The sequence below is a fragment of the Streptomyces sp. NPDC055962 genome (assembly GCF_042270185.1).
In the GTDB taxonomy this organism is placed as follows: domain Bacteria; phylum Actinomycetota; class Actinomycetes; order Streptomycetales; family Streptomycetaceae; genus Streptomyces.
In genome coordinates, this window is sequence record NZ_JBHJYN010000004.1 from 245,296 (window position 1) to 258,591 (window position 13,296).

General features: G+C 70.6%; 13 protein-coding genes and 2 pseudogenes. 13 read left to right on the forward strand and 2 right to left on the reverse strand.

Features of this window, described 5'->3' with window-relative positions:
- Positions 1-139 precede the first annotated feature (139 nt).
- From ACFC51_RS14755 to ACFC51_RS14795, 9 genes are all read left to right on the forward strand, one after another.
- Complete coding sequence (locus tag ACFC51_RS14755; RefSeq protein ID WP_376376358.1) at positions 140-1,123, forward strand: sugar ABC transporter substrate-binding protein; 984 nt, start codon at positions 140-142, stop codon at positions 1,121-1,123.
- Positions 1,120-2,169 carry an ABC transporter permease gene (locus ACFC51_RS14760; RefSeq protein WP_376528908.1) on the forward strand — a complete coding sequence of 350 codons (1,050 nt, stop codon included), beginning with the start codon at positions 1,120-1,122 and terminating at the stop codon, positions 2,167-2,169. Before ACFC51_RS14755 ends, ACFC51_RS14760 begins: the two co-directional genes overlap by 4 nt.
- Positions 2,166-3,026 carry an ATP-binding cassette domain-containing protein gene (locus tag ACFC51_RS14765; protein WP_376376354.1) on the forward strand — a complete coding sequence of 287 codons (861 nt, stop codon included), beginning with the start codon at positions 2,166-2,168 and terminating at the stop codon, positions 3,024-3,026. Before ACFC51_RS14760 ends, ACFC51_RS14765 begins: the two co-directional genes overlap by 4 nt.
- A 132-nt stretch (positions 3,027-3,158) precedes the next feature.
- Positions 3,159-4,313: an ROK family glucokinase gene (locus ACFC51_RS14770; protein WP_376376352.1), complete on the forward strand. Its 1,155-nt coding sequence runs from the start codon at positions 3,159-3,161 to the stop codon at positions 4,311-4,313.
- Positions 4,314-4,388: 75 nt separating this feature from the next.
- Positions 4,389-5,078 carry a hypothetical protein gene (locus ACFC51_RS14775; protein WP_376528911.1) on the forward strand — a complete coding sequence of 230 codons (690 nt, stop codon included), beginning with the start codon at positions 4,389-4,391 and terminating at the stop codon, positions 5,076-5,078.
- 693 nt (positions 5,079-5,771) lie between these two features.
- Complete coding sequence (locus ACFC51_RS14780) at positions 5,772-7,034, forward strand: alpha/beta fold hydrolase (RefSeq protein ID WP_376529235.1); 1,263 nt, start codon at positions 5,772-5,774, stop codon at positions 7,032-7,034.
- Between the two features lie 12 nt (positions 7,035-7,046).
- Positions 7,047-7,694, forward strand: coding sequence for an MBL fold metallo-hydrolase (locus ACFC51_RS14785; RefSeq protein WP_376376348.1), 648 nt, complete (start codon positions 7,047-7,049; stop codon positions 7,692-7,694).
- Between the two features lie 34 nt (positions 7,695-7,728).
- On the forward strand, positions 7,729-8,508 hold the full coding sequence (locus ACFC51_RS14790; protein ID WP_376376346.1) for an exodeoxyribonuclease III: 780 nt from the start codon (positions 7,729-7,731) through the stop codon (positions 8,506-8,508).
- Positions 8,509-8,577: 69 nt separating this feature from the next.
- Entirely contained in the window at positions 8,578-9,327 is a 750-nt protein-coding gene (locus ACFC51_RS14795) for a Clp protease N-terminal domain-containing protein (RefSeq protein ID WP_376528913.1), read from the forward strand.
- A 66-nt stretch (positions 9,328-9,393) separates the two neighbouring features.
- Here ACFC51_RS14795 and ACFC51_RS14800 read toward each other — a convergent pair.
- Positions 9,394-9,477 (reverse strand): annotated as a pseudogene (locus tag ACFC51_RS14800) (IS5/IS1182 family transposase); the annotation flags it as partial.
- Between the two features lie 20 nt (positions 9,478-9,497).
- Between ACFC51_RS14800 and ACFC51_RS14805 the strand changes: the two are divergent.
- Positions 9,498-9,965 (forward strand): annotated as a pseudogene (locus tag ACFC51_RS14805) (hypothetical protein); the annotation flags it as partial.
- A gap of 200 nt (positions 9,966-10,165) precedes the next feature.
- Here ACFC51_RS14805 and ACFC51_RS14810 read toward each other — a convergent pair.
- Positions 10,166-10,945 carry an SDR family NAD(P)-dependent oxidoreductase gene (locus ACFC51_RS14810; RefSeq protein WP_376376342.1) on the reverse strand — a complete coding sequence of 260 codons (780 nt, stop codon included), beginning with the start codon at positions 10,943-10,945 and terminating at the stop codon, positions 10,166-10,168.
- A gap of 108 nt (positions 10,946-11,053) precedes the next feature.
- Between ACFC51_RS14810 and ACFC51_RS14815 the strand changes: the two genes are divergently transcribed.
- The 3 genes from ACFC51_RS14815 (at position 11,054) to ACFC51_RS14825 (ending at position 13,287) form a co-directional block, all read left to right on the forward strand.
- Positions 11,054-11,515: a DUF6278 family protein gene (locus ACFC51_RS14815; protein WP_376376340.1), complete on the forward strand. Its 462-nt coding sequence runs from the start codon at positions 11,054-11,056 to the stop codon at positions 11,513-11,515.
- A gap of 102 nt (positions 11,516-11,617) precedes the next feature.
- Positions 11,618-12,361 carry an amino acid ABC transporter ATP-binding protein gene (locus ACFC51_RS14820; RefSeq protein ID WP_376528916.1) on the forward strand — a complete coding sequence of 248 codons (744 nt, stop codon included), beginning with the start codon at positions 11,618-11,620 and terminating at the stop codon, positions 12,359-12,361.
- Between the two features lie 11 nt (positions 12,362-12,372).
- Complete coding sequence (locus tag ACFC51_RS14825; protein WP_376376336.1) at positions 12,373-13,287, forward strand: glutamate ABC transporter substrate-binding protein; 915 nt, start codon at positions 12,373-12,375, stop codon at positions 13,285-13,287.
- Positions 13,288-13,296: the final 9 nt, after the last annotated feature.

Below are 13,296 nucleotides of genomic sequence, written 5' to 3' on the forward strand. Positions count from 1 at the left end.
TGACGGACCGGGCTCGGGGATACTTGGCCCGCCGGGCGGCGGGCGCACATGTCCCCGGGCCCGGCTCCACCAGGCAGCACAACGAGCAGCACTAGAAGGGCACGGCGTCGTGGCAAGGGTTCGGACAGGGGTACGCGCGATGGGCGCCGTGCTGGCAGCGGTACTGGCGGCCTCCCTCGCGGGATGCAGCAGTACCGGCGGCAAGCGGGCGGAGGAGCGCGCGGCCGAGCAGGCCGCCGAGGGCCGGTCCGCGGTGAACACGCCCCGCTGGACATTCGCCATGGTCACCCACTCGGGTGATGGCGACACCTTCTGGGACATCGTCCAGAAGGGCGCCAAGCAGGCGGCCGAGAAGGACAACATCAACTTCCTGTACTCGCACAACGACGAGGGACAGCAGCAGGCCGAGCTCGTCCAGACCGCGATCGACAAGAAGGTCGACGGCCTGATCGTGTCGCTGGCCAAGCCCGACTCGATGAAGACCGTCGTGGCCAAGGCCGTCAAGGCCGGCATCCCCGTCATCACGGTGAACTCCGGCTCCGCCGAGTCCAAGGCCTTCGGTGCGCTCACCCACATCGGCCAGGACGAGTCCATCGCCGGCGAGGCCGTCGGCGACGAGCTGAACGGACGCAAGCGCAAGAAGGTCCTCTGCGTCCTGCACGAGCAGGGCAACGTCGGCCACGAGCAGCGCTGCGCCGGGGCGAAGAAGACCTTCGACGGCACGATGCAGAACCTCTACGTCGACGGCACCAACATGCCCGACGTCCAGTCCTCCATCGAGGCCAAGCTGAGCGCCGACCAGGACATCGACGCCGTGGTCACCCTCGGCGCGCCCTTCGCCGCGGCCGCCGTCAAGGCGAAGCGGACCGCGGGCAGCGAGGCCGAGGTCGACACCTTCGACCTCAACGCGAGCGTCGCCGCCGGCCTCCAGGACAAGTCGCTCGGCTTCGCCGTCGACCAGCAGCCCTACCTCCAGGGCTACGAGGCCGTCGACCTGCTCTGGCTCTACCGCTACAACCAGAACGTGCTCGGAGGCGGCTTGCCCGTCCTGACCGGCCCGCAGGTCATCACGGCCGACGACGCCGACGCGCTCGCCGAGTACACGGACCGGGGGACGCGATGACGGCGACCGGGCAACCGGCGGCGCCCCGTACCGACGAACGCCTGCTGCGCACCTCCCCGCTGCGCAGGCTGCTCGGCAGGCCCGAACTCGGCTCGGTCGTCGGGGCCGCGGCCGTCTTCCTCTTCTTCGCGATCGTCGCGGACAGCTTCCTCCAGGCCTCCAGCCTCGGCACGGTGCTGTACGCGGCCTCCACCATCGGGATCATGGCGGCGCCCGTGGCGCTCCTGATGATCGGCGGCGAGTTCGACCTCTCCGCCGGTGTGATGGTGACCAGCTCCGCGCTGATCTCCTCGATGTTCAGCTACCAGATGACGGCCAACGTCTGGGTGGGCGTCTTCGTGTCGCTGCTGGTCACCCTCGGCTTCGGCGCGTTCAACGGTTTCATGCTGACCCGCACCAAGCTCCCGAGCTTCATCATCACGCTCGGCACGTTCCTGATGCTGACCGGCCTGAACCTCGGCTTCACCAAGCTCATCAGCGGCACGGTGTCGACCAAGGCCATCGGGAACATGGAGGGCTTCGACTCCGCCCGCAAGGTCTTCGCGTCCTACCTCACCGTCGGGGGCGTCGAGATGAAGGTGACCATCCTGTGGTGGGCCGCGCTCGTCGCGATCGCCACCTGGATCCTGATCCGCACCCGCTTCGGCAACTGGATCTTCGCCGTCGGCGGGGAGGCGGACGCCGCGCGTGCCGTCGGCGTGCCCGTGATCCGCACCCGGATCGGGCTCTACCTCGGGGTCGCCTTCGCGGCCTGGGTCTCGGGGCAGCACCTGCTGTTCTCTTACGACGTCGTGCAGTCCGGCGAGGGTGTCGGCAACGAGCTGATCTACATCATCGCGGCCGTCATCGGCGGCTGTCTGATCACCGGCGGCTACGGCTCCGCGATCGGCTCCGCCGTGGGCGCGATCATCTTCGGCATGACCAGCAAGGGCATCGTGTACGCGGAGTGGAACCCCGACTGGTTCAAGTTCTTCCTGGGAGCGATGCTGCTCCTGGCCACCCTGCTCAACCATTGGGTACGCAAGCGTGCGGAGGCGACGAAATGACGGCCACCCAGGCTCCGGCTCCCCGGGACACGGCCGGTCCGGCGCTCGTCGAGCTCGACGGCGTCAGCAAGTTCTACGGCAACATCAAGGCCCTGGAGAACGTCTCGCTGGAGGTGCGCGCGGGGGAGATCTCCTGTGTCCTCGGCGACAACGGCGCCGGCAAGTCCACCCTCATCAAGATCATCGCGGGGCTCCACCGGCACGACGCCGGGACCTTCCTGATCGAGGGCGAGGAGACCACGCTCGTCAACCCGCGCGACGCACTGGACCGGGGCATCGCCACCGTGTACCAGGACCTCGCCGTCGTCCCGCTCATGCCGGTCTGGCGCAACTTCTTCCTCGGCTCGGAGCCGACGAAGGGCTCGGGCCCGTTCAAGCGCCTCGACGTGAAGCGGATGCGGGAGACGACCCGCGCGGAGCTGACCCGCATGGGCATCGACCTGCGTGACGTCGACCAGCCCATCGGCACCCTGTCGGGTGGCGAACGCCAGTGCGTGGCCATCGCCCGCGCCGTCCACTTCGGTGCCAAGGTCCTCGTCCTCGACGAGCCGACCGCGGCGCTCGGCGTCAAGCAGTCCGGGGTCGTCCTGAAGTACGTCGCGGCCGCCAGGGACGCCGGGCTCGGCGTGGTCCTCATCACGCACAACCCCCACCACGCCTACCTCGTGGGTGACCGGTTCGTCCTGCTCAAGCGCGGGGCGATGTCCGGAAGCCACACCAGGGACGACGTCACCCTCGACGAGCTGACCCGTCAGATGGCCGGTGGGAGCGAGCTCGACGAGCTCAGCCACGAGCTCGAGAGGGCCCCGTCGCCCGGCCACCTCGGCGGCCGTGCCGCCGGTGACGACACCGAGTAAACCCTGCTCCGCATCCCGCGCCCCCGACCCGGAGACCGGTTCCGGGGGCGCGGGAGTGGCAGAATCGAGGGCGGCGGGCGCCGTCCGCCGCCGGACCGACCACCGACCGGCCCCCCGACCTGCGCAGGGACGATGAGCACGTACCGCGACTTCACACACCGCGGCTCCGCCCGCGCCACCGTCCTGCGGACCGTCGGCACCAGGGAGCGGCGCTCGCACCTCACGGCGCCCCGGGTCCCCACCGTCGGCATCGACATCGGCGGGACGAAGGTGATGGCCGGCGTCGTCGACGCGGACGGCAACATCCTGGAGACCCTGAAGACCGAGACGCCGGACAAGTCCAAGAGCCCCAAGGTCGTCGAGGACACCATCGTCGAACTCGTCCTGGACCTCTCCGACCGGCACGACGTGCACGCCGTGGGGATCGGCGCGGCGGGCTGGGTCGACGCGGACCGTTCCAAGGTGCTGTTCGCCCCGCACCTCGCGTGGCGTGACGAACCCCTCCGTGACGCCATCGCCTCCCGGCTGGTGGTCCCCGTGATGGTCGACAACGACGCGAACACGGCGGCCTGGGCGGAATGGCGCTTCGGCGCCGGGCGCGGCGAGGACCATCTCGTCATGATCACGCTGGGCACCGGCATCGGCGGCGCCATCCTGGAGGACGGGCACGTCAAGCGCGGCAAGTACGGCGTCGCTGGTGAGTTCGGCCACATGCAGGTCGTGCCCTCGGGACACCGCTGCCCCTGCGGAAACCGGGGCTGCTGGGAGCAGTACAGCTCGGGCAACGCCCTCGTGCGCGAGGCCAGGGAGCTGGCCGCGGCCGACTCCCCGGTGGCGTACGGCATCATCGAGCGGGTCAAGGGCAACGTCCCCGACATCACCGGACCGCTCATCACCGAGCTGGCCCGCGAGGGCGACGCCATGTGCGTCGAGCTCCTCCAGGACATCGGCCAGTGGCTGGGCGTCGGCATCGCCAACCTCGCGGCCGCCCTGGACCCGTCCTGCTTCGTCATCGGCGGTGGCGTCAGCGCCGCCGACGACCTGCTGATCGGCCCGGCCAGGGACGCCTTCAAACGGCACCTGACGGGGCGCGGTTACCGCCCCGAGGCCCGGATCGCGAAGGCGCAGCTCGGCCCCGAGGCGGGTATGGTCGGCGCCGCCGACCTGGCCCGCCTGGTCGCCCGCAGGTTCCGGCGGACCAACCGGCGCCGGGTCGAGCGCTACGAGCGGTACGCGCAGTTCTACGACCAGGCCGCGAGCACCATCCGCGGCACCCGCACCGACTGATCCGCGGGCCGCCGCCGCGGCACCCGGCCACACCCGCACCCCGCTCCGTACCGCAGCTTCGAGGGATCACCGACCATGACCGCAGCCGAGCAGAACATCGTGCCGCGCCAGCCACCTTCCTCCGGCTCCTCCGGCTCGTCGGAGGGGGTGGGCTCGACGGGAGCCGCCGGACCTTCGGGCCCCTCCGGCCCCGCAGACCCGACCGGTCCCTCCTCCGGGGACGGCGACGGGACTCCTCCGCAGGACCGGCGCAGGGTGGTCCGCCGCCGGCTGATCACGCTGACGATCATCGTGCTGCTCATCGGCATCCCGGCGGGCTACCTGGTGATCTCCGCAGGCCAGAGCCGCCGCTCCGGCAAGGACAAGGAGGCCGAGGCCTCCGCCCAGGGACTCCGTGAGGACTGGCCGTCCGGAATGCAGCGGAGGATCTTCGAGCTGCCCGTTCCGGGCAATGCGATCGGGGTCCAGTACTACGAGACGAACAACTGGAAAGCCAGCCGGATGTACGTGAAGTTCCGTACGACGTCCGCCGGGCTCGACCGCTTCCTGAGCGGTGTCGGCACCGGCCGTGCCGCGCTGGAGACCGGCAGGGTGACCATCCCCGAGCGGGACATCAAGATCACCGGCTGGTACTTCGGACCAGGCGTCGACTGGGCGGGAACGGTCCACAAGAACGAGAAGCCGCGCCCCACCCAGAACATCACCGTCAACATGACCGATCCGGCGGCCCCGGTCGTCTACGTGGTCTCCGCGGCGACCCCCTGACGGGGGACGGACGGGGCGCTCATTACCCTGGAGCGAGTGAGTGACGTGAGCGAGACGACCCCGCAGCCTGCCCGGCCCCCGCGTACGGCCAACCCCGAGCCCCTGCAGGGAGAGGTGATCCGGCAGCTGCCCACGGCTCCCGGGCCCGTGCCGCCGTACGCGCACGCTCCGGGGCCCGCGGGCGTCCAGCCGCAGACGGCCACACCGCCCCCGCAGCAGGCGGCCGTACCACAGCAGCCGGTTCCGGGGCAGTACGGCACGCAGCCGCAGCCCGAGCCGGGACCGTACGAGGCCGGGCCGCAGACGGGGGCGTACGAGGCCGGATCGCAGCCGGGACCGTACGACACGCAGCCGCAGCCGGTTCCGGGGCAGTACGAGAGCGTGCCGCCGTCGCAGCCCGGGCCGCAGACGGGACCGTACGACACGCAGCCGCAGCCGCAGCCGGTTCCGGGGCAGTACGAGAGCGTGCCGCCGTCGCAGCCCGGGCCGCAGTACGCTCAGCAGCCCTCGCCGCAGTACGGCGAGCCCGCGCCCGCCCAGCCGTACGCCCCGTCCGCACCCCGGGGAACCCGGCCCGGCCCGGCGCCGCAGGCTCCCCAGCAGCCCCAGGACCTCCGTGGCACGCAGCCCGGTGGTCCTGCGCCGCAGGGACCCCGGCCCGGGCCCGCGCCGCAGGCGGCGTCGGCGGGACGGCTGCTCCAGTACCGCTTCGACGGCCCCGAGGACGCTCCGGTCCTGGTGATCGGCCCCTCCCTCGGCACCACCTGGCACATGTGGGACCGCCAGATACCCGAGCTGTCCCAGCACTGGCGCGTCTTCCGCTACGACCTGCCCGGGCACGGCGGGGCCCCCGCCCATCCCGCCGCCGCGGTCACCGACCTCGCCGACCGCCTCCTCGCCACCCTGGACAGCGTCGGTGTCCAGCGCTTCGGGTACGCGGGCTGCTCCATCGGCGGCGCCGTCGGTGCGGACCTGGCGCTGCGCCACCCCCACCGGGTCGCGGCCCTGGCACTCGTCGCCGCGTCGCCGCGCTTCGGCACCGCCGACGAGTTCCGCCAGCGCGGGGTGATCGTTCGCAGCAACGGCCTGGAGCCGATCGCGCGCACCTCCCCGGAACGCTGGTTCACCCCCGGCTTCGCCGCCGCCCAGCCGGCCATCGTCGAATGGGCCGTGCAGATGGTCCGTACCACCGACCCCGGCTGCTACATCGCCTCCTGCGAGGCCCTGGCCGCCTTCGACATCCGCGCGGAACTGCCGCGCATCGGTGTGCCGACCCTCGTCCTGGTCGGTGCAGAGGACAAGGTCACCGGACCCGCCGAGGCCCGGAACCTGGTCGCGGGCATCCCGGACGCCCGGCTCGCCCTCGTCCCCGGTGCCTCCCACCTGGCCCCGGTCGAGCAGCCGGCCGCCGTCACCGACCTGCTGCTCATGCACTTCTCGACCGCGTGGCAGGACACCCTCGCGTCGATCCCCGTGCCGCCCTCCCCGGGTTTCGCCGCCCCGTTCGCCCCGGTCGTCCCGGTCGCGGAGATCGCGGCCGCGGCCGACCTGCCCGACGCCTCCCCGACGGGACGCAGCGACCGGTACGAGCGGGGGATGAAGGTCCGGCGCGAGGTCCTGGGTGATGCCCACGTGGACGCCGCGTCGGCCGCGTCCGACGGTTTCACCGACGACTTCCAGGAGCTCCTCACCCGCTACGCGTGGGGTGAGATCTGGAGCAGGGAGGGACTCGACCGCAGGTCCCGCAGCTGTGTCTCCCTCACCGCGGTCGTCGCGTCGGGGCATCTGGGCGGCCTCGCCCAGCACGTCAGGGCAGCCCTGCGCAACGGGCTCACGCCGGTCGAGATCAAGGAGGTGCTGCTGCAGACGGCCGTCTACTGCGGCGTCCCGGCGGCAGGCGCGGCGTTCGAGATCGCGCAGTCCGTGATCCAGGAGGAAACCACCCCGCCCGCGTAGCAGGATGGTGGCATGAACGCATCGCCTCTCACCCTCACGAAGAAGACCCACTCCTGCGTCCGCCTGGAGCGGAACGGGCAGTCGCTCGTCATCGACCCCGGCGGATTCACCGAGGACGACGCCGCGGTCGGTGCCGACGCGATCCTGGTGACGCACGAGCACCCCGACCACTTCGACGAGGCACGGCTGCGCGCGGCCCTGGAGGCCGACCCGGCCGTGCAGGTGTGGACCCTGCGGAGCGTGGCCGAACGGCTGTCGGCCGCGTTCCCGGGGCGTGTCCGCACGGTCGGCCACGGCGACACCTTCACCGCCGCCGGGTTCGACGTCCAGGTGCACGGCGAACTCCACGCGGTGATCCACCCGGACATCCCGCGGATCACCAACATCGGCTTCCTGGTGGACGGTTCCGTCTTCCACCCGGGCGACGCGCTCACGGTGCCGGACCACCCGGTGGACACGCTGATGCTGCCGGTCATGGCCCCCTGGAGCAAGATCTCGGAGGTCATCGACTACGTGCGTGAGGTGAAGCCGCGCAGGGCGATCGACATCCACGACGCCCTGCTCACCGACCTGGCCCGTCCGATCTACGACACGCAGATCGGCGCCCTCGGCGGAACGGACCACGGCCGGCTGACGCCGGGCGATGCGACCCGTCTCTGACCCTGCTGTCAGTGGGAGCGGTTAGGTTTACCGCATGCGCATCGCCACCTGGAACGTCAATTCCATCACCGCCCGGCTTCCCAGGCTGCTGGCCTGGCTGGAGAGCAGCGGCACCGACGTGCTCTGCCTCCAGGAGACCAAATGCACCCTGGAGCAGTTCCCCGCCGACGCGTTGCGTGAGGCGGGCTACGAGTCCGCGGTCAACGCCACGGGCCGGTGGAACGGCGTGGCGCTGCTCTCCCGCGTCGGCCTCTCGGACATCGTGACGGGCCTGCCCGACGGCCCGGAGTACGAGGGGGTGCAGGAGCCGAGGGCGGTGTCGGCGACCTGCGGAGGCGCACGCGTCTGGTCCGTCTACGTCCCGAACGGGCGCGAGGTCGACCACGACCACTACGCCTACAAGCTGCGCTGGCTGGAGGCCCTGCGCAAGGCCGTTGCCGCGGACGCGGCCGGGGCGCTGCCCTTCGCGGTCCTCGGCGACTTCAACATCGCGCCGACGGACGAGGACGTCTGGGACCCGGCGCTCTTCGTGGACTCCACCCATGTCACCCCCGCCGAGCGGGCCGCGCTCGCCGCGCTGCGCGAGGAGGGACTCCTCGACGTGGTGCCGCGCCCCCTCAAGTACGACCACCCGTACACCTACTGGGACTACCGTCAGCTGCGCTTCCCGAAGAACAAGGGCATGCGCATCGACCTCGTCTACGGCAACGCCCCCTTCCAGACGGCGGTCAAGGACAGCTACGTCGACCGCGAGGAGCGCAAGGGCAAGGGCGCTTCGGACCACGCTCCGGTGGTCGTGGACCTGGAACTCTGAGCGAGGGCGCAACGGCTTCGATGTCAACTCAGGGTTGACGATCTCGGGGTGTCAACCTAGGGTTGACGCATGACGAAGCCGTTGCGCCCCCGTCCGCCGATCCGCCTCGACGACCTCATCGACGCGATCAGGCACACCCACACCGACGCGCTGGAGCAGCTCTCCGGAGCCGTGGTCGCCGCGGACCACCTCGGTGAGATCGCCGACCACCTCATCGGGCACTTCGTGGACCAGGCACGCCGCTCCGGCGCGTCCTGGACGGACATCGGCCGGAGCATGGGGGTCACCCGGCAGGCCGCCCAGAAGAGGTTCGTGCCCAAGAAGCCGGGCGAGCCGTCGGACCTGGACCCGGGGCAGGGATTCGCCCAGTTCGACACGGAGGCCAGGAACGTCGTCATGGGCGCGAGCAACGAGGCCCACGCCGCCCGCAACGACGAGGTGGGAGCGGAACACCTGGTCCTGGGGCTCCTGGCCGACCCGGCGTCCGTCGGCGCCCGGGTGATCACCGGCCAGGGAGTCGCACTGGAGACGGTCAGGGCGGCGGCGGCACTCACCCTCCCGGCCGCGGCCGACGAGGTCCCCGAGCTCATCCCGTACGACGCGGGCGCCCGCAAGGCCCTGGAGCTCACTTTCAGGGAGGCGCTGCGCCTCGGTCACGACTTCGTCGGGTCCGGGCACATCCTGCTGGCCCTGCTGGAGTTCGAAGGAGGAGCAGGCCTGCTCACGGGGCTGGGCATCGACAAGGAGGCGGCGTCGTCGGCCGTCACCGCGGAGGTCGCCCGCGAGAGCGAGGAGCCGCCTCCGGGCGCCGACGGCTGAAGGACCGTCCCGTCCGATCTCCGGCTGTGCCGACCACGGTTCATCCCCGCGAAGCCCGTTGATCTGTCCGGCGAGGGCGGGAGGGTGCATCCGGGCGATACCGAGCACCGCGTGGTGGACGCCGTCGTGTCCGGGTCGGCAGTCTCGGAGGCGACTGACGGCATGGCACGATGACCGCCATGTCAGGGCAGGTCCGGGTTTCACTCATATCGCTGGGCGGCGTTGTCCTCGGTGGCTCGTTGCCCTACCTCGTCCAGCACAGAACTCAACTCTCGGCGGAACGGGCTGAACAGCAACGGCAGCAGAACTCCCTGTCGGAAACCCGGCGCGGGGAACGACTGGCTCTGCTGGAACGGTTCATCGAGGCGGGGGCCGAGGCGGAACGAGCGGCCTTCCGTCGGCCTTCCGAGTGGGAGGACACCGACGCCTGGTACCTCACGACCCGGGACGCCATGAACGAGCTGTGGATTGCGGAACGGCTTATCCAGTTCCCCCTGTCCGTGCACGATGCGGCACGTGCGTACTCCCTCGACCTCAACCGGACGGTGTGGGAAGGCTTGCCCGACGGCGAAAGCGTGCGGGACTACCTGGAGGCCAACCGGCTGGCCCTTCTGGATGCAGCTCGCGCGGTCATGGGCCAGCGGACCGCCGGTTCCGGAGATCTTTCGTGGGGCAGCCCCTTGTCGCCGTGGCCGACCTCGATCTCGGGCGCTCCTGAACCGGTGCTCATGCCCTGTGCCCACGAATCTGGGCTCACGAGCCTGTGCTCACGAACCTGGGCTCAGGAGCCGCCGGATGCCGCCCTTCCCGGGGCGGCATCCGGCGTTTCCGGAGCGCCTCAGTGCACCGAGAACCCGCCGTCCACGAACAGCGACTGCCCCGTGACGTAGGCCGAGGCCCTGCTCGCCAGGAACACCGCGGCCCCCGCGAAGTCCTCGGCCAGTCCGTTGCGCCCCACCATCGTGCGTGCCGCGAGGGCGGCCACGCGCTCGGGGTCCGACGACAGCCGCTGGTTGAGCGGTGTCATCACGAATCCGGGTACCAGTGTGTTGCACGTGACGCCGTGCGGCGACCACGCCTCGGCCTGTGAGCGGGCCAGGGACTCCAGGGCGCCCTTCGAGACCCCGTACGCACCGCTCTGGACGAACGCCCGGTGGGCCTGCTGGGAGGTGATGTGGATGATCCGGCCGAAGCCGCGCTCGGCCATCCCCGGGCCGAAGCGGCGGCCCAGCAGATGGGGCGCCTTGAGATTCACCGTCATCGTGGTGTCCCACACGTCCTCGTCGAGCTCGCTCATCGGCGGCCGCAGGTTGACCCCCGCGCAGTTGACGAGAATGTCGGGTTCACCGAAGGCCGCCGCGGCCTCGTCGCCGGCCGTGCGCACGCCCTCGCCCGTACCGAGATCGGCGCTCACCCACGCGGCCCGGCAGCCCTCGGCGGTGAGTTCGTCCACGGTGCGCACGAGCTCTGCTTCCCGGCGGGCCACGATCACCACCTTCGCGCCCGCGCGGGCGAGCGCGTCCGTGATGCCCCGGCCGATGCCGGAACTCCCGCCGGTCACCACGGCGACCCGGCCTTCCAGCGAGAAGAGTTCGGAGAGATAGTTCTGCGACGTCATCCCCGTACCTTAAGGAGATGGCCGGATCATGTACGGCGCGGGTCCCCGAATCGGAACGGTCGCGCGCCCCTGCGATGCGGAACGCTCCCGGGATGGGATCCTGGTGGTATGAACATCTCCTTCCTGGACAACTGGCGTAAGCGCTTGGGCGGTACGCGGGAGGCGGCTCTCGCCGCCGCCGTCGAGACCGACCCGGAGGGCGTGGCCGAGCTGTTCGCGGAATGCGAGCTGCTGCGTGCCCGGGCCGGGCAGTGCGGTCTCGAACTCGACGACAGTCCGGCCTCGTTGTCCGCGCTGGACCAGCTGCCGCCCATCTGGCGCGACGACCCGGAGGAGCTGCCCTGGGTGGGCAACGACGCCGGCCTCTACCTGGGGACCGTGCTGGTCCGCACCGTCGCCGGGGCCGCCTGGGACATCCTCGCGGGCGGACGCCCGGTGGTGCGGCTCGCGTCCGGGCGCGAGATCGACGTGGTCACCGCCGGCCTGGACTGGGCGATGTCGGGCAGCCCCGAGCTCTCGGAGATGTACGCGGAGTCGGCGGAGAGCGGACCCGAGGCCAAAACGCGATAAACAGCCTTATGTGCCGCCGGTGCGTGTCGCCCCCGACGTGCGTGTCCACCCCGGATAGTTTGCGCTGACCTCGACACAAGCGATAAGTGGGTAGGGCAGCGTATGGCCGTCGATCCGTTGATCGAACTGCGGGACGTCAACAAGCACTTCGGGACGTTGCACGTACTGCAGGACATCAATCTCACCGTCGGCCGCGGGGAGGTGGTGGTGGTCATCGGCCCCTCGGGATCGGGCAAATCAACGCTCTGCCGGACCATCAACAGACTCGAGACGATCGAATCCGGTTCCATCGCCATCGACGGGAAGCCGCTCCCCGAGGAGGGGAAGGGGCTCGCGGAGCTCCGGGCCGAAGTCGGCATGGTCTTCCAGTCGTTCAACCTCTTCGCCCACAAGACCGTGCTGGCGAACGTCTCGCTCGCCCAGCTCAAGGTCCGCGGCCGCAAGAAGGACGAGGCCGACCAGCGCTCCCGGGAACTGCTCGAACGCGTCGGGCTCGCCTCCCAGGCGGACAAGCTCCCCGCCCAGCTCTCCGGCGGCCAGCAGCAGCGCGTCGCCATCGCCCGCGCCCTCGCGATGGATCCCAAGGCGCTCCTCTTCGACGAGCCCACCTCGGCGCTCGACCCCGAGATGATCAACGAGGTCCTCGAGGTCATGCAGCAACTCGCCCGCGAGGGCATGACCATGGTGGTCGTCACGCACGAGATGGGCTTCGCCAGGTCCGCCGCCAACCGCGTGGTCTTCATGTCCGACGGACGCATCGTGGAGGACCGCACCCCGGAGGACTTCTTCACCGCCCCGGAGAGCGATCGCGCCAAGGACTTCCTGTCCAAGATCCTCAAGCACTGACAGGGGGCACCGTGTTGCGTACGAAGAACATCGCGGCCGTGCTGGCCTGCCTCCTGATCTCCGCGCTCGCCGCCGGCTGCGGCAGGGAGGGCAGTCCGCCGGTCAAGGGGCCCAAGGCGGATGCCTTGCCGCAGTACAAGGTCGACACAGGATTCCGGCTGCCGCAGTCGAAGACCTGGAAGAAGGCCGAGCGGCGGGGCCACCTGGTGGTCGGGGCCAAGGAGGACCAGCCCTACCTCGGCGAGAAGGACCCCGCGACAGGTGTCTACTCCGGCTTCGACATCGAGATCGCCCGCATGATGTCCGCCGCGCTCGGCTTCGAGCCGGACACGATCCGGTTCCGGACCATCGCCTCCGCCAACCGCGAGACGGCGCTCCAGAACGGGCAGATCGACTACTACGTCGGCACCTACACGATCAACGACATGCGCAAGAAGCTCGTCGGCTTCGCCGGGCCGTACTACATGGCCGGGCAGGGGCTCCTGGTGCGTACGGACGAGAACGACATCAAGGGCCCGCAGGACCTGGCGGGCAAGACCGTCTGCTCGGCCGCCGGTTCCACCCCGTACCAGCGCATCGCCGCCGACTACCCCGAGGCCGACCTGGTCGCCTACGACACGTACTCGATCTGCGTCGACAACCTGCTGACCTTCCAGGTCGACGCCGTCACCACGGACGACGCCATCCTGCTCGGTTTCGCGGCGAAGGCGCCGGACGAGATGAAGGTCGTCGGCAAGCCCTTCTCCGAGGAGCCGTACGGCATCGGCGTCCCGCGCAGCGACAACGCGCTGCGCTTCGCGCTCGACGACGCGCTGGAGGCCAACGAGAAGAACGGCAACTGGAAGAAGGCGTTCGAGGCGACCCTCGGGCTGTCCGGAGTGCCCGCGCCGAAACCGCCGCCCATCGACCGCTACCCGGCGAACTGAGGGGCGGGC